Genomic DNA, 20,838 nt, shown 5'->3' with positions numbered 1-20,838 from the left:
ATGTCTGGGTCGAACGTGAAGAAGATCGTCAGATCCCGGCCAAATCTCGCCATCTTGTTCACGTTCGCGAAGCTTGGAACCGCGCTGAGCTGCGCCGCGTCCTAGTCGTATGCCGTTTCTGGGTTCTGAAGTTCTCGCGGCGGGCAAGCTCAATCGATATCAGCTGACCACCCGCTACGACATGGTGCACCGGGACGTGTACGTGCCGTGTGGCACTGTCCTGACGCCGGTCGACAAGGCCGTCGCGGCCTGGCTGTGGTCGGGGCGACGTGCAACCGTGGCCGGGTTGTCGGCGGCCGCGCTCCTTGGTTCGAAATGGATCGACGCCAAGCATCCCGCTGAGCTGAACCACTCAAGCCGGCACAAGACCGCAGGCATCGTCCTGCACAGCGACCGATTGACCGACGACGAAGTCCGCGTGGTTCGGCGAATCCGGGCGACGACGCCTGCGAGGACTGCTTTCGACCTCGGCCGCAGGCCAGGATTGACCACCGCCGTCGTCCGGGTGGACGCCCTGTTGCAGGCCTGCGACCTGAAACTTGTTGACGTACAAGCCCTCATCGATGTCCACCGAGGCGCGCGTGGGCTGGTGCAGCTGCGGCAGGTGCTCAACCTGGCGGACTACGGCGCCGAATCACCGCAGGAGACGAGACTCCGGTTGCTGTTCACCGAGGCGGGGATGCGGCCGACGCAAACGCAGATCGAGGTGTTCGGGCATTGGGGTGAGCTGGTGGGCCGCATCGACATGGGTTGGCCCGAATGGCAAGTCGGCGTTCAGTACGACGGCATTCAGCACTGGACCGATCCGAGACAACGCACCAGGGACATCGATCAGGATGCGGAGTATCGGGAGCTCGGCTGGAACATCATCCGCGTCGGCAATGACCTGTTGAGTCGTCGCCCACGCATGATCATCGCCCGCACCCGCGCGGCTCTGGACGCGGCCGGGGCCCCAACGTGAAGAAGATCGCGAGATTTCCCGGAAATCTCGCGATCTTCTTCACGTTCGGCAGAGAGACTAGCGCGCAAACATCAACGCGCGCTTGACCTCCTGGATCGCCTGGGTCACCTGGATGCCACGCGGGCAGGCCTCGGTGCAGTTGAACGTGGTGCGGCAGCGCCACACGCCGTCGACCTCGTTGAGGATGTCCAGCCGCTCGGCGGCCGCCTCGTCACGCGAATCGAAGATGAACCGGTGCGCGTTGACGATCGCGGCGGGGCCGAAGTACGACCCCTCGCTCCAGTACACCGGGCAGCTGGTGGTGCAGCAGGCACACAGGATGCACTTGGTGGTGTCGTCGTAGCGGGCCCGGTCGGTGGCGCTCTGGATGCGCTCCTTGGTGGGCGGGTTGCCGCTGGTGATCAGGAACGGCTTCACGGCGCGGTAGGCGTCGAAGAACGGCTCCATGTCCACCACCAGGTCCTTCTCCACGGGCAGGCCGCGGATCGGCTCGATGGTGATGGTCAGCTGCTTCTTGGGGTTCTTCGGCAGCAGGTCGCGCATCAGCACCTTGCAGGCCAGCCGGTTCACGCCGTTGATGCGCATGGCGTCCGATCCGCACACCCCGTGGGCGCAGGAGCGGCGGAAGGTCAGCGTGCCGTCCAGGTACCACTTGGCGTAGTGCAGCAGGTTCAGCAGCCGGTCCGACGGCAGGCAGGGCACGCGGAAACTCTGCCAGCCTGCGGCGTCGGGATTCTCCGGGTCGAACCGGGCGATCTTGAGCGTGACCATGACCGCGCCGTCGGGCACGGGCGGCAGTTCGGGATCGCCGGCTTCGGGCTTGTCGAGGACTGGGGCACTCATGGGTCAGTACTTCCGTTCCATCGGTTCGTACCGGGTCTGGACCACGGGCTTGTAGTCCAGCCGGATGTCGGAAAGCAGATCGGTGCCTTCCTTGTAAGCCATGGTGTGGCGCATGTAGTTGGTGTCGTCGCGGTTCGGGTAATCCTCGCGCGCGTGCCCGCCGCGGGATTCCTTGCGGTTGAGCGCACCGACCACGGTGACCTCGGCCAGCTCCAGCAGGAAGCCGAGCTCGATGGCCTCTAGGAGGTCGCTGTTGTAGCGCTTGCCCTTGTCGTGCACGGTGATTCGGGCGTAGCGCTCCTTGAGCGCGTGAATGTCGGTCAGCGCCTGCTTCAGCGTCTCCTCGGTGCGGAACACCGCGGCGTTGTTGTCCATCGACTGCTGCAGGGCGGTGCGGATGTCGGCGACGCGCTCGTTGCCGTGCTCGGAGAGGATGTCCCCGACCCAGCTGACCACCATGTCGGCCGGGTTCTCCGGCAGGTCGACGTGGTTGTGGTTGGCGGCGTACTCGGCGGCGGCGATGCCGGCGCGACGGCCGAACACGTTGATGTCCAGCAGCGAGTTGGTGCCCAGCCGGTTGGCGCCGTGCACCGACACACACGCGCACTCACCCGCGGCGTACAGGCCGGGGATGACGTTGGTGTTGTCGCGCAGCACCTGGCCGTTGACCGTGGTGGGGATGCCGCCCATGACGTAGTGACAGGTCGGGTAGACCGGCACCAGTTCCTTGACCGGGTCCACACCCAGGTAGGTGCGGGCGAACTCGGTGATGTCGGGAAGCTTGGCCTCCAGCACGTCCTCGCCGAGGTGGCGCACGTCGATGTAGACGTAGTCCTTGTTCGGTCCGGCGCCGCGTCCTTCGAGCACCTCGAGCACCATCGACCGGGCCACGATGTCACGCGGTGCGAGGTCGACGATCGTCGGCGCGTAGCGCTCCATGAACCGCTCGCCCTCGCCGTTGAGCAACCGGCCACCCTCGCCGCGCACGGCCTCGGAGATCAGGATGCCCAGGCCGGCCAGGCCGGTCGGATGGAACTGGTGGAACTCCATGTCCTCCAAGGGAAGTCCCTTGCGGAAGATGATGCCCAGGCCGTCACCGGTCAGGGTGTGGGCGTTGGAGGTGGTCTTGTACATCCGGCCCGAACCGCCGGTGGCGAACACGATCGCCTTGGCGTGGAAGATGTGGATATCCCCGGTCGCCAACTCATACGCGATGACGCCGGTGGCCACCGGGCCGGCCGGGGTGTCGGTGAGCGCGATGTCGAGCGCGTAGAACTCGTTGAAGAACTCCACGTCGTGCTTGACGCAGTTTTGGTACAGCGTCTGCAGGATCATGTGGCCGGTGCGGTCGGCGGCGTAGCAGGCCCGGCGCACCGGGGCCTTGCCGTGATCGCGGGTGTGGCCGCCGAAGCGGCGCTGGTCGATGCGGCCCTCAGGGGTGCGGTTGAACGGCATCCCCATCTTCTCGAGGTCGAGCACCGCGTCGATGGCTTCCTTGCACATGATCTCGACGGCGTCCTGGTCGGCGAGGTAGTCGCCGCCCTTGACGGTGTCGAAGGTGTGCCACTCCCAGTTGTCTTCCTCGACGTTGGCCAGCGCGGCGCACATGCCGCCCTGGGCCGCACCGGTGTGCGAACGCGTCGGGTACAGCTTGGTCAGCACGGCCGTGCGGACCCGCGGTCCGGCCTCGACGGCGGCGCGCATGCCCGCGCCACCGGCGCCGACGATGACGACGTCGTAGCGATGTTCCTGAATCATGGCTTAACCCCCAATATTCGGGTCGAAGGTGACCAGGACGTAGGTGCCCAGCACCAGCGTGAACCCTGTCGCCAGCAGCAGCAGCGAGTTCAGGTAGAACTTCGTGACGTTCTTGCGGGCGTAGTCACCGATGATGGTGCGCAGGCCGTTGGCGCCGTGGATCATCGCCAGCCACAGCAGTGCCATGTCCCAGATCTGCCAGAATGGCGAGGCCCAGCGCTGCGCGACGTAGTTGAAGTCGATGCGGTACACGCCGTCCTGCCACATCAGCATGATGAACAGGTGGCCGAGGGCGAGGAACACGAGCGCCAGGCCCGAGAACCGCATGAACAGCCAGGCGTACTTCTCGAAGTACGGAATGCCGCGGGGACGACGGGGCGCGCGGGGGTGATCCAGCGCCGCCGGCCGGTCGTGCTCGCGTTCCATCACCGGTGCCGGGCGTCCCAGGCGGGATTCGCCTGCTCCTGGCGCGCTCACAGGAACCGCTCCACCATGTGCATGCCCATAACTCCTAGTGCTGCGATGAGAACCACGGCAAAGACGCCTGCGGCGACGGCGAGCATCTGCCGCTGGTAGCGGGGACCCTGCTGCCAGAAGTCGATGAGGATGACGCGGATGCCGTTCAGTGCGTGGAACAGCACCGCGGCGACCAGGCCGATCTCCATCAATCCGACGATCGGGGTCTTGTACGTCTCGATGACCGCGTTGTAGGCCTGCGGGCTCACCCGCACCAACGCGGTGTCGAGGACGTGCACGAATAGGAAGAAGAAAATCGTGGCACCGGTAATACGGTGCAGCACCCAGGACCACATTCCCGGATCACCGCGATAGAGGGTGCGCCGTCGTGTTTTCCTGGGTTGCGGAGCCGGTACCTCCGTCTGAGTACTCATCGGTCCCTCCAACGCCATCGGTGGACGTCTGGGGCGGCCTGTCGAATTAGCCCCAAACCTCGGGGCGACTCTAAACCCATTTGTAGTGGCGAACGAATTACGGTTGAGGTATTCAGGCCGCCAAACAAGGGTAAGTTAGGCTTACCTATCTTAATGCAGCGGCCGGGAATTGGGGTTTCGGAATGCATTCAGAGCCGATGGTCGCGGGTGGCGCATGACTGTGGAAATCGACTGGAACATGTTGCGCGACAAGGCAAGTGATGTTTCTCGGCACGCATATGCGCCCTATTCCGGCTTTTCGGTGGGGGCGGCCGCTCTCGTCGACGACGGTCGCGTCGTCACCGGATGCAATGTGGAGAATGTCTCATATGGCCTAGGTCTCTGTGCCGAGTGCGCTGTGGCTTGCGCCCTCCATTCCGGAGGCGGGGGGAGGCTGCTCGCACTGTCGTGCGTGGGCCCCGACGGCGGCCCGCTGATGCCGTGCGGACGGTGCCGGCAGGTGTTGCTGGAGCACGGTGGCCCGGAGCTTCTCATCGACCATCCGTCCGGGCCCCGACCGCTGCGTGAACTGCTTCCGGATGCGTTCGGTCCCGATGACCTGGACCGGCGGTAACGCCAAGCGGTTCAACGACTCCGGCGGCTGTGGCGGTCGCGGAAGGTCGGCAGCAACACCGCCACGACGCCTGCTGCCGCGGCCGTGGCGGCGATCATGAAAGCAAGCGCGAAGCCCTGACTCGTCGGAGCCTCGGAAGCGCCGGCGGTGTTACTCGCCAGTAGCGCTGCGGCGAGCTGGCCGCCGACCGCGCCGCCCACCGTGCGCGCGACCGTGTTGATGCCGTTGGCGCTGCCGCTCTGGGCCGGCGGGCACGCGGCGTTGACCATCCGCGGCAGCGACGCCATCGCCAGTCCCCATCCGACACTGGCGATCCCGTAGTTCAACACCGTCTGCCAGACCTCGGCATGAGCGAGTGCGAGCGCGGCGGTGCCGGTGCCGGCGATCCCCAGCCCGGCCACCAGCGGGCCGCCCGTTCCGGTGCGGCGTTCGAGCCATGGCGTCGCCCAGCTCGCCGGCACCGTCAGCAGGGTGCCGGGCAACAGCACCAGGGCGGCCCCGGTGACTGACAAACCGAAGCCGGGATCGGCGGGCAACACCGCCAACTTGGGCACGAGCACATAGACGGCGAACTGATTGACGCCGAGCAGCAGCGCGCCCAGATGTGCTGCGGCCAGCGGTCGCTCGGTGATCAGTGCCGGATCCACCACGGGGTCGGTGACGCGAAGCTCGACCACGGCGAAGGCGAGCAGGCACAGCAGGGCGGCGCCCAGGTGGCCCAGCGTCCACGGCGATGCCCAGCCCCATGCCGGTCCCTGGGTGATCGCGATGAGCCCGGCGATGAGGCCGGCTGCCATCAAAGCGGTGCCCGGCAGATCGAGTCGGCCGGGATGGCGTTCGGGGTTCTCGGGGATCCAGCGCATGCTGGTCGCCAACGCGACGAGCACCAGCGCCGCCCCGATCGCGAACAACCAGCGCCACGAGGCGTGATCCACCACCACGCCGCCGATGAGCAACCCGAGCCCAGCGGTGCCGGTGATCAAGCCCGAGGTCAGCGCGAGCCCCAGATGCACGCGCTCGGCGGGCAGTGCGTACCGCAGGATCGCGAAGGACAACGGCAGCAGTGTGAGGCCGACACCTTGCACTGCCCGGCAGGCGATGAGCGTGCCGATGTTCGGCGCGGCGATCGCGCCCACCGTGCCCACGAGATACGCCGACAGCATCCACAGCAGCACCCTGCGGGTGCCGTATCGGTCGCCCAGCCGCCCCGCCAGCGGCGTGATGACCGCACTCGCCAGCAACATGGCCGACAGCACCGCCCACGACGCGGCGCCCGTGCTGGTGTTCAGATCGCGCTGCAAGACGCCGATCGTCGGCACCAGCATGGTCTGCATGAGCCCGTAGGAGACCACCACCGCGGCCACCGCTGTCAGCACCCGCGTCGACTGCTGACGCGTGCTGCTCGATCGGGCATGCTGGCAGGCGATGACGTCGTCCATGGATCTCCTTGTCGGTGCTGCTGGCGGGCGGTTGCGAACGGTGTTCGCAACCGGTGGCAGCCTAACGCGAACGCCGTTCGCAATGGGGCCTACGTGACCGGCGGGGCCGGCCGTCCGGCGCTGAACAGGGCCTCGATCACCGCCGTCGCGTGGCGAATCGCCGACGAAGAAGGGCTGGCCGAGGTGACCTGCCGGCGGATCGCGCGAGAACTCGGGACCGGCGCCGCCTCGCTGTATCGCCACATCACCGACCGCGGGCAGTTGCTCACTCTGCTGGCCGAGGATCTGGCCGGCGGCTACCCCCTGGTGGATGCCGATGGCACGGCGATGGACCGGCTGGTGGCGCAATGGCTGGCCATGCGGGACTACCTGACGGCCCATCCGTGGGGCGCGCACATCATCGCCGAGGGCGAGTACGCGGTGTCCTCCGCGCAGCCGATCGTCGACCGCTGCATGCGGTTGTTCGACGAGATCGGGCTCGATGAGCCGACCGCACGCCGGGTCTATCGTGCGTTGTGGCGCCTGCTCATCGGACACCTGCTGAGCCGGCACCCGTTCGGGCACCTGCAGGGTGCACCGCCGCAGGACGACGATTTCGAGTGGGCCATGCGGGCTCTGCTGACAGGTCTAGTGATCGACTCAGGAAGGTAGGAATCGCCATTCAAACATCGCGCGAGGGCTCAAGTGCCGTAACGAATCTCGACGCCCCGTCGGTCATCCGGGTCAAACGTGACGGCGGTGTGTTGTCCGACGACGCCATCGACTGGGTGATCGACGGTTACACCCACGGACGAGTCGCCGACGAACAGATGTCGGCCCTGCTGATGGCGATCTTCCTCAACGGCATGACGGTGGCCGAGACCACCCGCTGGACCGCCGCCATGGTGGCATCGGGGGAGCGGTTCGACTTCACCGATCTGCATCGCCCGGGTTCCTCGGACCGACCCGCGGCGCTGGTGGACAAACACTCCACCGGCGGGGTGGGGGACAAGATCACCATCCCGCTGCTGCCGGTCGTGACGGCCTGTGGCGCCACCGTTCCGCAGGCCTCGGGCCGCGGGCTCGGGCACACCGGCGGCACTCTGGACAAACTGGAATCGATCCCCGGCTTCACCGGCGAACTATCCAAAGACCGTATCCGCAGGCAACTTTCCGAGGTCGGCGGCGCGATCTTCGCCGCCGGCGAACTCGCTCCCGCCGATCGCAAGATCTACGCCTTGCGCGACATCACCGCCACCGTCGACTCGACGCCGCTGATCGCCAGCTCGGTGATGAGCAAGAAGCTCGCCGAGGGGGCACGTGCGTTGGTGCTCGACGTGAAAGTGGGGCGCGGCGCATTTCTCAAGACCGAGGCCGACGCCCGCGAACTGGCCCGGATCATGATCGGCCTCGGCAATTCCTACGGCGTGCCGACTCGGGCGCTCCTCACCGACATGAACTGCCCGCTTGGGCTGACCGTCGGCAATTCCGTCGAGATCACCGAATCACTGGAGATATTGGCCGGCGGCGGCCCGGCCGACGTGGTCGAGCTGACGCTGGCGCTGGCCAGGGAGATGCTCGAGGTCGCCGGAGTCGACGGCACCGACCCGGCCGAGACCCTGCGTGACGGGAGCGCGATGGACCGGTTCCGCGCCCTGATCGCCGCCCAGGGCGGCGACCTGAGCCGGCCACTGCCCCTCGGGTCGGCCACCGAGACGGTGACCGCCTCTCATGGCGGTGTCATGGGCGATCTCGACGCCATGGGAGTGGCGATGGCGGCCTGGCGCCTGGGCGCCGGGCGGGCCCAGCCGGGCGAACCCGTGCAACTGGGTGCGGGGGTGCGGATCCATCGCAAGCCCGGTGAGCCGGTGGCCTCGGGGGAAACCCTGTTCACCCTCTACACGGAGACGGCCGATCGGCTGCCCGGCGCACTCGCCGAGCTCGACGGTGCCTGGACCGTCGACGATGCCGCTGCCGCGCCGCGGCCGCTGATCATCGACCGGCTCTAGCCTGCCGGGATCGCCGCTCTGGACCGTGGCGCATCGAACTGCTAGACACGTCAGGGTGCCTGACGACGATCTCGCCGACTTCGAGCGATCCGAGTTCACCCACCAAGCCAAGACCCGCACGGTGTACCGGCGCGGCGACGGTCCGGCCGTGATCATCATGGCCGAAGTGCCCGGCATCACGCCCAAGGTCCTCGACTTCGCCCGTCGCGTCAGCGAAATCGGTTGCACCGCAGTTCTTCCCCACCTGTTCGGTGTTCCCGGGCGCGATCCGAACCCCGATGCGCACGGTCTGATCGGGACGGCGGTCAGCGCTGTCACCACGCTGGTGCCGCTGTGCGTCAGCAGGGAATTCGTCACCATGGCCACCGGCCGCACCTCTCCGGTCATCGACTGGTTGCGGGCGCTGGCCCGCCACGAGCACGAGCGATGCGGCGGGCCCGGGGTCGGCGCGGTCGGGATGTGCTTCACCGGCGGCTACGCATTGGCGATGGCCACCGACGACGTGCTGCTCGCCCCGGTGCTGTCGCAGCCGTCGTTGCCGTTCGGCGTGACCGCCGCCCACCGCCGGTCGATCGACATCTCCCCGGAAGATCTGGCCGTCGTCAAGCAGCGCTGCGCCCGAGGCCTTTCGGTGCTGGGGCTGCGGTTCACCGGCGACCGCTTGGTGCCCGCGGAACGCTTCGAGTACCTGCGCGAACAGCTCGGCGAGGCATTCGTCGCGGTCGATCTCGACGACGCCGACGCCAATCCGGCCGGCACCATGCCCCCGCACTCGGTGCTCACCGAGCACCTGATCGACGAACCCGGGCAGCCCACCCGGGCCGCCCTCGATCAGGTGCTCGACCTGTTCCGCACCCGGCTGTTGGTCGAGGTCTAGGGTCCGGCGTCGCCGCCCGGCCGGAAGAACGGTGGCTGAACACCCACCGATCTGGGGACCGATCGGGCCGAACGTGGGGATGATGGGGATATGAGTACGCCGCTGAGTCTGGACAAGATCCAGCACGCTCCCAAGGCCCTGCTGCACGATCACCTCGACGGTGGCCTGCGACCGGCCACCGTGCTCGACCTGGCCGGTGAGCTCGGATACGACGACCTGCCCGCCACCGAGGTCGGTGAGCTGGCCACGTTCTTCCGCACCGCCGCGCACAGTGGGTCGCTGGAGCGCTACCTGGAGCCGTTCGCCCACACGGTCGGGGTCATGCAGACTTCGGAGGCATTGCATCGCGTCGCCCATGAGTGCGTCGAGGACCTGGCCGCGGATAACGTGGTCTATGCCGAGATCCGGTTCGCACCGGAACTGCACATCGACCGCGGGCTCTCCCTCGACGACGTGGTCGACGCGGTGCTGGCCGGCTTCGCCGACGGCGAGAAGGCGGCCGCGGCCGAGGGACGCACCATCACCGTGCGCTGCCTGGTCACCGCGATGCGTCACGCGGCCCGCTCACGGGAGATCGCCGAGCTGGCAATCCGGTTCCGGGACAAGGGCGTTGTCGGATTCGACATCGCCGGGGCCGAAGCGGGCTACCCACCCACCCGTCACCTCGATGCGTTCGAGTACATGCGAGGCAACAACGCGCGCTTCACGATTCACGCCGGTGAGGCGTTCGGCCTCCCGTCGATCCACGAGGCCATCGCGTTCTGCGGGGCCGACCGCCTCGGGCATGGGGTGCGCATCGTCGACGACATCACCGAACTCGAGGACGGGACTCAGCAGCTCGGCCGGTTGGCGGCGATCTTGCGCGACAAGCGCATTCCGCTCGAGATGTGCCCCAGCAGCAATGTGCAGACCGGGGCGGCGCCGAGCATCGCCGAGCACCCGTTCGACCGGCTGGCGCGGCTGCGGTTCCGCGTCACCGTCAACACCGACAACCGGCTGATGAGCGACACCACCATGAGCCAGGAGATGCTGCGCCTGGTCGAGGCCTTCGGCTACGGCTGGAGTGATCTGGAGCGGTTCACCATCAACGCGATGAAGTCGGCGTTCATCCCCTTCGACGAACGGCTTGCCATCATCGACGAGGTGATCAAGCCCCGGTACGCCGTCCTGGTCGGTTGAGCACCGCTCGCAGGGTGTCCGCGAAAGCCCCTGGGGCGTCGATGAATCCGCCATGGTCGCCGGGGAACATCACCGGACGCGCACCCAACAGATCGGCCAGCGCGATGGTGGTCCGACGAGTCAGCAGGCGACCGGACTCCTCGCCGAGGCCGAGCACCACCCGCCCGTTCTCGAGCGCCTCGACGTCGGGCAGGTAGCGAGTGGTGGCCCGCAGCTCGTGGTTGAAGAAATGCGCCGCGTCACGCAGATCCTGATCGCCGGGCTCGGGCATCTCCGGTGAGGCGGAGGGGATGTCGAAGCCCGCGTTGGCCATGAACTTGCCCCACGCCGCGAACATCCCGTCCCGGTTGAAGGTGGCGATGATGTCTTCGGTGGCGGCGCGCTGCTCGGCGGCGTCGGGTAGCAACTCGAGCAACGGCGGCTCGTGCGCGACGAGGGTGCGCACCCGGTCCGGGTGGCGGGCCACCAACGACAGACCCGTCACCGCCCCGCCGGACGAACCGAACACATCCGCTGAGTCGGCGCCCAGATCGTCGAGGATCGCGGCGACGTCGTCGGCCCGGCGTTCGGGGATGGAGTTCTCCGTCGGATCGTCGACAGTACTGCGGGCGATGCCGCGCGGGTCGGCCGTCACCACGGCTGGNGAAGGTGGCGATGATGTCTTCGGTGGCGGCGCGCTGCTCGGCGGCGTCGGGTAGCAACTCGAGCAACGGCGGCTCGTGCGCGACGAGGGTGCGCACCCGGTCCGGGTGGCGGGCCACCAACGACAGACCCGTCACCGCCCCGCCGGACGAACCGAACACATCCGCTGAGTCGGCGCCCAGATCGTCGAGGATCGCGGCGACGTCGTCGGCCCGGCGTTCGGGGATGGAGTTCTCCGTCGGATCGTCGACAGTACTGCGGGCGATGCCGCGCGGGTCGGCCGTCACCACGGTGTGGTCGCCGGCCAGCGCGTGCGCCAGCGGCGCGAATTCGGCGGCGGCCATCGGCGCGCCGAGGATCAGCAACAGCGGGCCGTCTCCGCGCACGTCGTAGTGCAAGCGGGCGCCCGCCACCGTGACGGTGTGGGTGGAAAGGCCGGTCGATGCGGTCATGAGTGTTCTGACCGCCCGAGCGGCCAGAACTCATCGGCTACTCCGCGCGCAGGCGCGACTCCACGAAGCGCTCCAGCGCCTCCCACTGCTCGACGGCCTCGGCGTACGGGGTCTCGGGCGCCCGGGCCTTGTCGTCACCCAGCACGTAGTTGACGAACTTGCCGAGGGCCTTGGTGTCGGCCAGCGTCTCGTCGACGGTCTTGTCCTCGGAGTAGTCGCTGACGTCGCGCAGCAATTCGACGGCCAGTTCCAGCTGGTCATGGTCGACCGCATCGGGCCCGTCGGCGATGTCATCGGCGATGCCGGACAGGACGTAGACGTTCTCCTCGGAGACGTCGACGCGCAGCGAGCCGTCGGTGGCCGCGGTCCGGATGTCGTCGTAGGTGGCCAGATCCGACAGGTCGTGATCGTGCTCGTCGGCCAGGTAGCGGGCCAGGGCACGCTCGGAGCTGAACACGCTGATGCGCCCGTTGCGGCCGAGGAACACCGGCTCGTCATCGAGGTAGCAGCGCAGCGTGTAGACGGTGCCCGACCCGGTCATGATGCGGACCGGATCGATGCCGACCTTCAGCCAGAAGTCGACGTCATCACCCAGGACGGCGGAATCCGCGGCGCTGCGCACCGGCTCGGCGGCCGCGTCGTCGTCCTCGTCCTCGGAGGCCTCGGCGTCGTCGCTGTCGGCCGTGAGGTCGTCCTCGTCCTCTTCGGGTGCGTCCGCCTCGAGTTCGGCCTCGGCCTTCTTGACCGCGTCGTCGTCGATGTCCTCGGGGATGGTGACGATCTCGTCGATGGCGTCGAGCACGCCGTCCCAACCGCGGGCGATCACCGCCTCGATCTCGCCCCAGCGCTTGCGCCCCGACCGGCCGGTGAAGCTGTCGATCCCGCCGCCGAGCGTGCCGAGCACCGGGTTGCCGTTGAAGAACTTGCTGATGGCCGCGAGCTCGCACACCGAGCCGATCGAGGACACCACCACCAGGGTGCGGTGCAGGGACTCGATGGACTCCTCGGTCGGCTTCTCGGCGACCACATCGGGCACCCCGACGATGTCGTACTCACGGTCCTCGGCCGGCTGCAGGCGGTGCGCATTGGCCGCCGTCAGCTTGTCCCACGTCGGGTGGTCGGCCAGGTCGTTGTCGGTGTTGGTGCGGACGAACGCCGTCAGGTCAGCGACCGATTCGAAGGCATAGAGCGCGTCACCTTCGCCCAGGAAGGCCTCCCACTCGTCGCCGGCATCCCGCCAGCGCGGAGCCCACAATGTGTAGAGGTCGCCCTTGGTCAACCCGAGCCGGATCGGCACGATGTCAGCAGCCATGCGGCACAGCCTAGTGGGGTGCCCTGGGCGCCCGGTCAGGTTGTCTCCGGTTCGGCGGCAGGGGCTCAGACGGTGGGCCGCCAGAACCCCTGAAATCCCTGGCCGGCATTCGTCGTGCGGACGGGGGAGAGCTTCACCGGATCGCCGGCCTCGATCATGGTGTTTTCGCCGACGATCATCGCCACGTGGCCGTCCCAGACCGCCAGATCACCGGGGCGCAGGGTTGCCGCCGAGACGGCCTTGCCGATGTCCTGTTCCTGGGCCAATCGCGGAATGTCCAGTCCGGCTTCGTGATACGCCCACTGGGTCAGCCCGCTGCAGTCCAGACCGACGCCCGGCGTGGTGCCACCCCAACGGTAGGGCACGCCAAGTTGGGTCAGCGCATGCCGGACGGCGCTGGCCGCAACGGCGTTGGGTGCGGTGGCGGTGCTGCCGTCGGGCAACCGCACCGCGACCCCGTCACCGAACATGCCCGGATCGCGCAGCCCGACGACCGCTTCCGAGCGATAGGTCCCCGACCCGGCCGGCAGATCGGCCGTCCTGCCCCAGCCGCTGACCGGTGCGGCGGAGGGTGCGCCGCCGGAGAATCCCGGGCCGGCCGGCGAAACTCCGGAGGCCGCCGGGAAGCCACCCGAGCCTGTGGTGACGGCACCGGCCTGGTGGTCCAGCTCGGCGCGGAGCTCGTCGACGACGGCCGAGGCCTCGCTGACCGCGGCCTCTGCCTCGGCCCTCAGCTGCTGCGCCACCCCCGGCTCGTCGAGCTGCGGCGCCAGAGCCGCGATGCGCGCCTCGAAGCGGTCGATGATGGCCTGCAGCCGGGCCGCCGCCTCCGCGACGGCCGAGCCCGCATCTCTGGCCGCCAGACTCAGTGCCTGCGCACGGTCGGCCAGGGCGGCCGCCTCGGCCGCGGCACCCGCGGNGCGTCGAACCGGTGATGAATGCCGCCCGCGGAGAGCACAGGAACAACACCGCGTGCGCGATCTCCTCGGGAGTGGCGGTGCGGCCCAGTGGCAGCGCGCGGCCCAGTTCCTCATTGGTGTCGCCCCACTGGGCCGCGACGCCCTCGGTGCGCGTCGGGCCCGGTGCCACACTGTTGACCCGCACGCCGCCGGAACCGAATTCGGCTGCCCAAGTACGGGTCAGCGATTCCACCGCGGCCTTGGAGGCACTGTACGCCGACGCGCCGGGCACGCCCTTGGACGCGACCATCGATGTGACGTTGACGATGCTGCCCCGGCCCCGCTCGAGCATGCCGCCGACCAGTTGGGCCACCAGGAAGTAGGTGCCCCGCACATTGGTGTCGAAGGTCTGCTCGAAGGACGTGACGTCCTGTTCGACGGTGAGCGCACCGGGGAACGCGGCGGCGTTGTTGACCAGGATGTCGAGGTGATCGCACTGCCGGGCAAGGGAATTCACCGAATCCAGATCGGCCAGGTCGGCGGCGACGAATCGCACCTGTGCGCCGAGTGAGGCCGCGGCCGCACTCCCGCGCTGCTCGTCACGGCCGGTGATCGTCACCGTCGCGCCGGCCCGGGCCAGCAGGTCGGCGCAGGCCAGCCCGATACCGGCCGTCCCACCGGTGACCAGCGCGTGGTATCCGTCGAGTTCCATGGTTTCCTTCCGTGGGTTGGTCACGCGACACATGGGGTGTCGGCGTCTTCGCGTGTAGGCCGGCGGTCGTCGGCGACATCGGCCAAGGCGTCTCGAAGCCGTTCGCGGCTACGGGAGATTCGCGACATCACAGTTCCCACCGGGATTTCCATCAGGGTCGCGGTCTCGGCGTAGGTGAGTCCTTGAATATCGGCGTAGTACAACACCGTTCGGAATCCCTCCGGCAGCGTCGACACGGCATCCCGGATACGGTCGTCGCAGAACAGGTCGAGCGCACGGTCCTCGGCGGATCGCTCGGCGGTCGGGGAGTGACGTGCGTTGCCCAACATGTCACTGTCGGTGAGCTCGGCGACGGGAAAGGCATCCGGTCGCCGCTGCTTCATCCGGTGCGTGCTGATCCACCGGTTGTGCAGGATCCGGAATAACCAGGCGCGCAGGTTGCTGCCCGGCTCGAAGCGTCGAAAGCCGGCATAGGCGTTCATCAGGGTGTCCTGCACCAGGTCTTCGGCGTCGGCCTGGCTGTGTGTCAGCCGGCGGGCTGCGCGCAACAGGACGATCTGGAAGGGCATGGCATCGCGGGCGAACCGGGCCGCCAGCTGCGCGTCGGACTCGATCAACGCGTCCTCGGTGTCGGTGAGGAGCGTCATCGGACGGCGTCGACGACGGTCGACCCGGCTGCTGAGACGGCCCGATGGCCGTGCTGTCCGAGTTTGTGCACGAGTTTCGAGCCGATGAGCCCGGAACCGCCGATGACTACGACCTTCGTCATGATCAGATCTCCAGAGTGGGGGGCAGGGTGACGCCATTTCAGACTCGCTCTCGATCCCTGATCGCGGACCCTTGAAAACCCGTGGTTCGTAGTCCGTGGTTTCAGGTGGCCACGAGCCGGCACAACCCCCGGTCAGGTGCACCGCAGCGTCGTCGACCGATAAGGTCGGCGCATGGATGTACGCGTCGTCGACCACCCTCTGGCCGCCGCGCGGCTGACCACGCTGCGCGACGAGCGCACCGACAACGCGGGGTTCCGTGCGGCGCTGCGCGATCTGACGATGATGCTGGTGTACGAGGCCACCCGGGACGCGGCGTGCGAGAAGATCGCGGTGCGCACACCGGTGACCGACACCATCGGGTCGCGGCTGGCGAACCCGCCGCTGCTGGTCCCGGTGCTACGGGCGGGGCTCGGCATGGTGGACCAGGCGCACGCCCTGATCCCCGAGGCGCAGGTCGGTTTCGTCGGAATGGCCCGCGACGAGGCGACGTTTCAGCCGACGCCGTATCTGGCGTCGCTGCCCGACGACCTGAGCACGCGGTCGGTGTTCGTGCTCGACCCCATGCTGGCGACGGGCGGATCGATGGCGCACACCATCGGCCTGCTGAAGGATCGCAAGGCCCTCGACATCACCGCGGTCTGCGTGGTGTGTGCGCCGCAGGGGATCGCGGCGTTGGAGGAGGTCGCTCCCGAGATGCGGTTGATCACCGCGACCATCGACGAAGGACTCAACGAGATCGCCTACATCGTCCCGGGTCTCGGTGACGCGGGCGATCGTCAGTTCGGCCCGCGCTGAGGCGGGGCAGCCGTCAGGTAGGGCCGGGACAGTACCAGCGCGGCCACGGTGGCCATCATCAGCACATACACCGGCAGCAGGTGGATGAAGGTGGTGTAGCCGATCGCGTAGTGCACGGCCAGGGCCGGAAGCGTGCCGGCGACGAACCCGGTCAACAACGTCCACCACACCCAGCGCTCGCCACGGCGGAAACCCCACATCGCGATCAGCGCCACCGCCAGCCCGGAGCCGATCAGTGCGCCGCCGAATCCTACCGCGGAGCACAGTGGCACTCGAAAGGTGTTCAGATTACTGACAATACAGCAACGTGTTATGTGCAGCAGCGGCGCTGAGCGCCACGGGTCCGCCATAACGCACAAACACAACAACACCTCTGGGACGTGTCAGAAGTACCAGAGCGCTTCAACACTCAGGTCCCTCGAGAGGGTTCATTGACAATCCCTTCCTGACACCGCGCAGGAGTCGGTGGACGACTACTCAAACTCATACCAAGCGAGCTGCGCGGCATTGCGCAAGTGTGCTGAGTGCTCGGCCTATGTAACTGGTTGCGTGTCAGTGGATTTCGCTTCATTGATTCGTTTTCACCTGCGGGGATTCCAACTTGGGAGACGTCAGAGGTTCCGTCCGGGATGTGGTCACGATTGGGTGGCTGTTGTAGCAAATTTTCGATTTACAGGCGGAAAGTGGAATAGTAAATGGACTGGTGTTAGTTTAGCTTATTAGCCTATTTCGGTAATTCAATGGGTTCACGTAATGGGTCGGCATTTGAGTTATGTCGATATCGTCGAATGGATTATGTCGGTGTTTGTGATGCGTTGCAACGCACGTGATTTCACTCGCTGGCGGGTTGTCGCTTTGGTTGCCGAGCCTGCGCTCGTAGATGGCATTTGGGGTCCGGGTACGCCGTCGCGCGGGGTGCTGTGGTGGTTTTCTTCGTCGGTCGGATGACGGCTTCTCCGGCCTGATACCCACTGAGAAGAGCGGTTCTAGCTGCACATTTAGCGGAGCTCACGTTCACTGTCGGCGGTGCGGCCGGGTCGGGCTGTGTTGTACGGCCCGTCCGGTTCTCGGCCTATCGGCCGGAGCTGGGGAAGTCACCCCATGGATTGAGTAGAGTATCTACATAAATGGCGTCTCCTATTGGAATTGGGCGGTCCGTTCTGTTATTATCAGCGTGAACCGGGAAAGGTTCACGGAGGCGCGAGAAGGTGGTGTCGGTCAGCTTTAAAGGCTGCCTCTGTGATTGGTTGCTCCGCCTGGTGGTTTGTCGTAAGACCCCGCGTAGGTTCGCGCCGTATCTTCCTGTTCAGCGAATTGCGTGAGATTCACGTTGTATTCGCGCATTTCGGGAGGGCTCGTCACGAGCGGGCTTTCAATGACGAAAGGGAACTGTCATGGCGGGCACGAAGAACGTCACGTAGGCCGCTGCCCGGACGCCGGTGGCTGCCCCGGGGGGGGGTGGCCGGGCTGACACGCGAGAGTGTGCGTGGGACCAGGATGGCCCGCACGCTCGACGTTGATCAGGTGAACGGCACGGTCGAGGCATCGCACGGTCGCCCGAGGGTGACGTGGTTAGGCGAGGCTGTGAAGTCGGTCCCCGGCNTGGGGGTGGCCGGGCTGACACGCGAGAGTGTGCGTGGGACCAGGATGGCCCGCACGCTCGACGTTGATCAGGTGAACGGCACGGTCGAGGCATCGCACGGTCGCCCGAGGGTGACGTGGTTAGGCGAGGCTGTGAAGTCGGTCCCCGGCGGTCATCCGGAATCAGTTCCGGCCGAGATGTATTCGATTATCACCTAGCTGATTGCAGGCTCGAGACGAGTCCGCCGTGAAGCCTCCGGCGGTTAGTTTCGTGTCGAGTGGACAGTCGGTCACCGCCGTTGCGACACGGGGCCGTTAGCGCTCGTGTCACCGGACCGGGACCACACCTCAGCGGCATAGCGCAGCCTGTCGTGGCCGTCGGTTTGGCTTGCGAGGTGTTGGGCCGTGTATCTGCACTCGCTGCTGACGGCAAGGTGCTCGCCGCCCGATGGTGTCTAAATCGATTGTTGCACTGAGTTTTTGGTGTCGGCGGTTCAGGTTTTCCTGGAATCCGCCTGCCTGTGAACCGGGTTCGTTACGAGCGAACCCTCAACATGAAAGGAGCTGGCTATGGCCAGTAGGAAAAAGAAGAAAAACAGGAAAGTCGTAATGCGGCGGTCGGTGACCGGCATCGGGGTGTTCGCCACGGCCACCGTCGGATTGTTGGGACAGGCCGGCACCGCGGTTGCCGCGCCGCCGAAGTACGCCGAGGATGTGTCGGCGTATTCACATGCCATCGACAACGCGGTGGTTGGCGCTACCCAGGCCACAGAGGCGTTCAACAGCTTCTGGGCTCCGTTGGCTGCGGATGCACATGGCTTGCTGCCCTCGTTTAGTGCCAGCAGCCAGAAAGTTGACATGACCGACATCTCGAAGTTCCCGGAGGTGGTGCGGGCGGTCGCGCAGATGCCGATGCCCACGGCGGTGCCCGGGGTCGTTCCGCAGGTCAACATTCCGGGGCAAGGCTTCGCGACGCTGCCGGTGCCGACGTCGCTGCCCGGAGCGGACATGCTGGTCGGCGTTGCTGATGGCTTGGACGCGATCTTCAACGTCCCGGGCGTGGAGTGGATCGTCGGTAGCGTCCCGCCGCTGAGCGAACTCATTCCTGGCTTGGAGGCGACCCAGCGGACGTATCACTCGGGATTCGAGTGGCCCGTCCTCGGGATTGGGGGCGCGACGTCGGTGTCGAACACCTATGTTCACACGCCGGGTTCCCCGTCGATTACGGCAAACCTGCCGGTGGCTCAGGGGATCTACAGGTTGCCGCTTGATGCTGCCGCGGGTTGGTGGGCATCGGCACCTACGTTGGCCGTTTCCGACCAGTCCAGTCCGAGTGATCTTGTGGTGTCGTTGCCCATGGGGGCCGTTGGTCTGCAAGCGCCTGGTGGGCTGGGACAGGCTGGCGTCTTTGGGGTGTCGGCGGTGCTGCCCAGCGCTAATGGACTCTATGTGCCGGTGGGGGCGACCATCTCGAATATGGCGTTGCCCGGGTTGGGTTTTGGGGCCACCAACCTGAACCTGACTACGGGCAACTACGTCGGGGCTGACGGGATCAATCTGAATAACGGGCAGAACATGCTTGTGATCCAGACTCCGTTGACCGGCCCTGTGCCGGTGCCGGTGGTGTACTCACTCGGCGGTTTCACCCTGGGGCCCAGCGGAGTTGGCTACACCGCGCCCTCGCTGTACGGCGTCAGCTTGATCTCGCCTGTCCAGGTCGGATCCGCCCCGACCGGCAGTGGGTCGGTGGGTTTCATTCCGGCTGACCTGATCCCGGTCGGTGACATCATGCCAACGCAATTGATCTCCGTATCGGGGTTGGCATCGGCGGTCCTGGGTGTCAGGGATCCAGCGGTAGCTGTGGGTCAAGGGCTCACGCCGATCTACGACGCGGTCATCAGTCCTGCTGCGCAACAGGTGTCGAACTTGTCGACACAGCAGTATGGATCGATGGTGGATGCCCTGGCATCCGCGACTCTGCAGGCAAGTCAACGCTTCAAAGAGTTGACTGACCGTCTCGGCGGAACCAATGCGGCCACAACCCAGTCGCTGCAAACCGAGACGGCGTCCGTTGCGCGTGACTCTGGACCGGCAGCGGCACCGATGTCATCTGAGCTCACATCGACAAGGGTGGCGCCGGCTCCAAACGCGCAGCAGATGCCTACCCACGAGGTTGTCGCTGCCAAAGACACCACGACCACACCCGAGGCCACCACGACGAAGGCTGACTCGCGGCCGGCGCGCAAGCTGGACAGATCGGCGGGGCCGGCTGCTGCTCATGGCGGCGTCAAAACCGATCGGGAGCGTGTGCGTGGAAACGATGGACCCCGCGACGGGATCAAAGCGGCAGTGAACGGGGCGGTGAACGGTGCTGCCGAGAAGCTGAAAAAGAAGGTGGGCACGTCGGCGCCGATGAAAAAGCCTGCCGCAGGGAAGAAGTCGAGCTCGGGCGCGGCTGGGGGCGGGTCGTCGTCTTCCACGTCGACGAGTTCAGGATCGACTTCCTCGCCACGTGGTGCTTCGGCAGACTGATTGGAAGCCAACGCGGTGTCTGTGGGTCACCTACCAAGCGGCCCACAGGCACCGTTCGGCTCATTGCCGCAGCGCAACAGTGTGCGGCTCTCACTCGTCAGTCGAGCCTCGGCGGCCAGCCCCTGCATGTAAGCCTGGCTGGCCACACGTTCCTTCGCTAAACCCGGGCAATCGGAAACCATCGCCAGTGGCGCCGGTCGACATGGCGTTGCGAATGTTCGGGACGTGGTCTGGCTGCACGGTTCATCTGCGCCATCAGCGTACGAGCCCGGGGAGGCCCGCCCCAACCACTTTGCCGGGCTGCGGTGTCGGGCACTGCACTCAAGCCGGTTTACAGGTCATCCACCCCCTGCACTGCCCGGGGCAACCAGAGCTGGAAAACAGAATCAATTAGCAAACTTGCATTTAACATTCACGGTGGCGCATCGAACAGCTAGAACGAGTGCCGAAAAGACGTATTTCACATTTGGTTGCAAAGGCAAATAGGAGATACCGACTCCATAAATCGTGAGGCTGATCACGCATGTTTGATCGGACCGGCATGGTTGAAGGGTGTTTGGCAGCTTAATTTGAATTGATAGTGTTCTATAGCTAA

18 protein-coding genes and 3 pseudogenes are annotated in these 20,838 nt (G+C 66.5%); 8 read left to right on the top strand and 13 right to left on the bottom strand.

All coding sequences use genetic code 11. From position 1 onward, the window contains the following. The first annotated feature begins 109 nt into the window (after positions 1 to 109). Positions 110 to 961, top strand: coding sequence for an endonuclease domain-containing protein (locus BN4332_RS30705; RefSeq protein ID WP_066903769.1), 852 nt, complete (start codon positions 110 to 112; stop codon positions 959 to 961). Between the two features lie 57 nt (positions 962 to 1,018). On the opposite strand, the gene BN4332_RS30700 is transcribed toward BN4332_RS30705, so the two are convergent. Genes BN4332_RS30700 through sdhC form a run of 4 tightly spaced genes read right to left on the bottom strand, consistent with a single transcriptional unit; the run spans position 1,019 to position 4,452 of the window. Then, on the bottom strand, positions 1,019 to 1,804 hold the full coding sequence (locus BN4332_RS30700) for a succinate dehydrogenase iron-sulfur subunit (protein WP_066903767.1): 786 nt from the start codon (positions 1,802 to 1,804) through the stop codon (positions 1,019 to 1,021). A 3-nt stretch (positions 1,805 to 1,807) separates the two neighbouring features. Beyond that, on the bottom strand, positions 1,808 to 3,562 hold the full coding sequence (sdhA, locus tag BN4332_RS30695; RefSeq protein WP_066903765.1) for a succinate dehydrogenase flavoprotein subunit: 1,755 nt from the start codon (positions 3,560 to 3,562) through the stop codon (positions 1,808 to 1,810). 3 nt (positions 3,563 to 3,565) lie between these two features. Next, complete coding sequence (locus BN4332_RS30690; protein ID WP_003882378.1) at positions 3,566 to 3,988, bottom strand: succinate dehydrogenase hydrophobic membrane anchor subunit; 423 nt, start codon at positions 3,986 to 3,988, stop codon at positions 3,566 to 3,568. A gap of 47 nt (positions 3,989 to 4,035) precedes the next feature. Continuing rightward, positions 4,036 to 4,452, bottom strand: coding sequence for a succinate dehydrogenase, cytochrome b556 subunit (gene sdhC, locus BN4332_RS30685; protein ID WP_074133248.1), 417 nt, complete (start codon positions 4,450 to 4,452; stop codon positions 4,036 to 4,038). A gap of 214 nt (positions 4,453 to 4,666) precedes the next feature. Here sdhC and BN4332_RS30680 point away from each other — a divergent pair, with 214 nt between their 5' ends. Beyond that, positions 4,667 to 5,065: a cytidine deaminase gene (locus BN4332_RS30680; RefSeq protein ID WP_066903762.1), complete on the top strand. Its 399-nt coding sequence runs from the start codon at positions 4,667 to 4,669 to the stop codon at positions 5,063 to 5,065. Positions 5,066 to 5,076: 11 nt separating this feature from the next. Here BN4332_RS30680 and BN4332_RS30675 read toward each other — a convergent pair whose 3' ends face one another. Beyond that, positions 5,077 to 6,504, bottom strand: a complete 1,428-nt coding sequence (locus BN4332_RS30675; protein ID WP_066903759.1) for an MFS transporter — start codon at positions 6,502 to 6,504, stop codon at positions 5,077 to 5,079. Between the two features lie 93 nt (positions 6,505 to 6,597). On the opposite strand from BN4332_RS30675, the gene BN4332_RS30670 reads away from it, so the two are divergent. The 4 genes from BN4332_RS30670 to BN4332_RS30655 all read left to right on the top strand — a co-directional run bounded on the left by BN4332_RS30670 (position 6,598) and on the right by BN4332_RS30655 (position 10,548). Further along, entirely contained in the window at positions 6,598 to 7,155 is a 558-nt protein-coding gene (locus BN4332_RS30670; protein ID WP_066903757.1) for a TetR/AcrR family transcriptional regulator, read from the top strand. Positions 7,156 to 7,163: 8 nt separating this feature from the next. Then, positions 7,164 to 8,492 carry a thymidine phosphorylase gene (locus BN4332_RS30665; RefSeq protein ID WP_074133247.1) on the top strand — a complete coding sequence of 443 codons (1,329 nt, stop codon included), beginning with the start codon at positions 7,164 to 7,166 and terminating at the stop codon, positions 8,490 to 8,492. A 55-nt stretch (positions 8,493 to 8,547) separates the two neighbouring features. Next, the gene (locus BN4332_RS30660) at positions 8,548 to 9,369 is read left to right on the top strand and encodes a dienelactone hydrolase family protein (protein ID WP_066903753.1); all 822 of its coding nucleotides are present in this window, start codon (positions 8,548 to 8,550) and stop codon (positions 9,367 to 9,369) included. 90 nt (positions 9,370 to 9,459) lie between these two features. Beyond that, positions 9,460 to 10,548, top strand: coding sequence for an adenosine deaminase (locus BN4332_RS30655; RefSeq protein WP_066903751.1), 1,089 nt, complete (start codon positions 9,460 to 9,462; stop codon positions 10,546 to 10,548). On the opposite strand, the gene BN4332_RS30650 is transcribed toward BN4332_RS30655, so the two are convergent. The 7 genes and pseudogenes from BN4332_RS30650 to BN4332_RS30625 form a co-directional block, all read right to left on the bottom strand. Continuing rightward, positions 10,517 to 11,185, bottom strand: a complete 669-nt coding sequence (locus tag BN4332_RS30650) for an alpha/beta fold hydrolase (RefSeq protein WP_235654338.1) — start codon at positions 11,183 to 11,185, stop codon at positions 10,517 to 10,519. The genes BN4332_RS30655 and BN4332_RS30650 overlap by 32 nt on opposite strands. Further along, positions 11,133 to 11,534: pseudogene (locus BN4332_RS35240) on the bottom strand (alpha/beta fold hydrolase); the annotation flags it as partial. The gene BN4332_RS30650 and the pseudogene BN4332_RS35240, both read right to left, overlap by 53 nt. Positions 11,535 to 11,679: 145 nt before the next feature. After that, positions 11,680 to 12,954, bottom strand: coding sequence for a protein export chaperone SatS (satS, locus tag BN4332_RS30645; RefSeq protein ID WP_066903749.1), 1,275 nt, complete (start codon positions 12,952 to 12,954; stop codon positions 11,680 to 11,682). A gap of 65 nt (positions 12,955 to 13,019) precedes the next feature. After that, entirely contained in the window at positions 13,020 to 13,988 is a 969-nt protein-coding gene (locus BN4332_RS30640) for a C40 family peptidase (protein WP_084459465.1), read from the bottom strand. Then, a pseudogene (locus BN4332_RS30635) lies at positions 13,876 to 14,565 on the bottom strand (SDR family NAD(P)-dependent oxidoreductase); the annotation flags it as partial. The gene BN4332_RS30640 and the pseudogene BN4332_RS30635, both read right to left, overlap by 113 nt. A 20-nt stretch (positions 14,566 to 14,585) precedes the next feature. Next, positions 14,586 to 15,212 carry a sigma-70 family RNA polymerase sigma factor gene (locus BN4332_RS30630; RefSeq protein ID WP_066903743.1) on the bottom strand — a complete coding sequence of 209 codons (627 nt, stop codon included), beginning with the start codon at positions 15,210 to 15,212 and terminating at the stop codon, positions 14,586 to 14,588. After that, on the bottom strand, positions 15,209 to 15,334 hold the full coding sequence (locus tag BN4332_RS30625; RefSeq protein WP_200820463.1) for an NAD-dependent epimerase/dehydratase family protein: 126 nt from the start codon (positions 15,332 to 15,334) through the stop codon (positions 15,209 to 15,211). The genes BN4332_RS30630 and BN4332_RS30625 overlap by 4 nt, the downstream gene beginning before the upstream one ends. Positions 15,335 to 15,506: 172 nt before the next feature. Here BN4332_RS30625 and upp point away from each other — a divergent pair, with 172 nt between their 5' ends. Then, on the top strand, positions 15,507 to 16,130 hold the full coding sequence (gene upp / locus BN4332_RS30620; protein ID WP_066903741.1) for a uracil phosphoribosyltransferase: 624 nt from the start codon (positions 15,507 to 15,509) through the stop codon (positions 16,128 to 16,130). Here upp and BN4332_RS30615 read toward each other — a convergent pair. Then, positions 16,112 to 16,381 (bottom strand): annotated as a pseudogene (locus BN4332_RS30615) (hypothetical protein); the annotation flags it as partial. The gene upp and the pseudogene BN4332_RS30615 sit on opposite strands and share 19 nt — an antisense overlap. Before the next feature lie 1,900 nt (positions 16,382 to 18,281). Between BN4332_RS30615 and BN4332_RS30605 the strand changes: the two are divergent. Further along, positions 18,282 to 20,243 carry a hypothetical protein gene (locus BN4332_RS30605; RefSeq protein WP_066903735.1) on the top strand — a complete coding sequence of 654 codons (1,962 nt, stop codon included), beginning with the start codon at positions 18,282 to 18,284 and terminating at the stop codon, positions 20,241 to 20,243. The last annotated feature ends 595 nt before the right edge of the window (positions 20,244 to 20,838 follow it).

The organism is Mycolicibacterium houstonense (assembly GCF_900078665.2).
In the GTDB taxonomy this organism is placed as follows: Bacteria; Actinomycetota; Actinomycetes; order Mycobacteriales; family Mycobacteriaceae; genus Mycobacterium; species Mycobacterium houstonense.
Note: the sequence above shows the minus strand (reverse complement) of the source record. Positions and strands in the feature narration are given on the sequence as shown.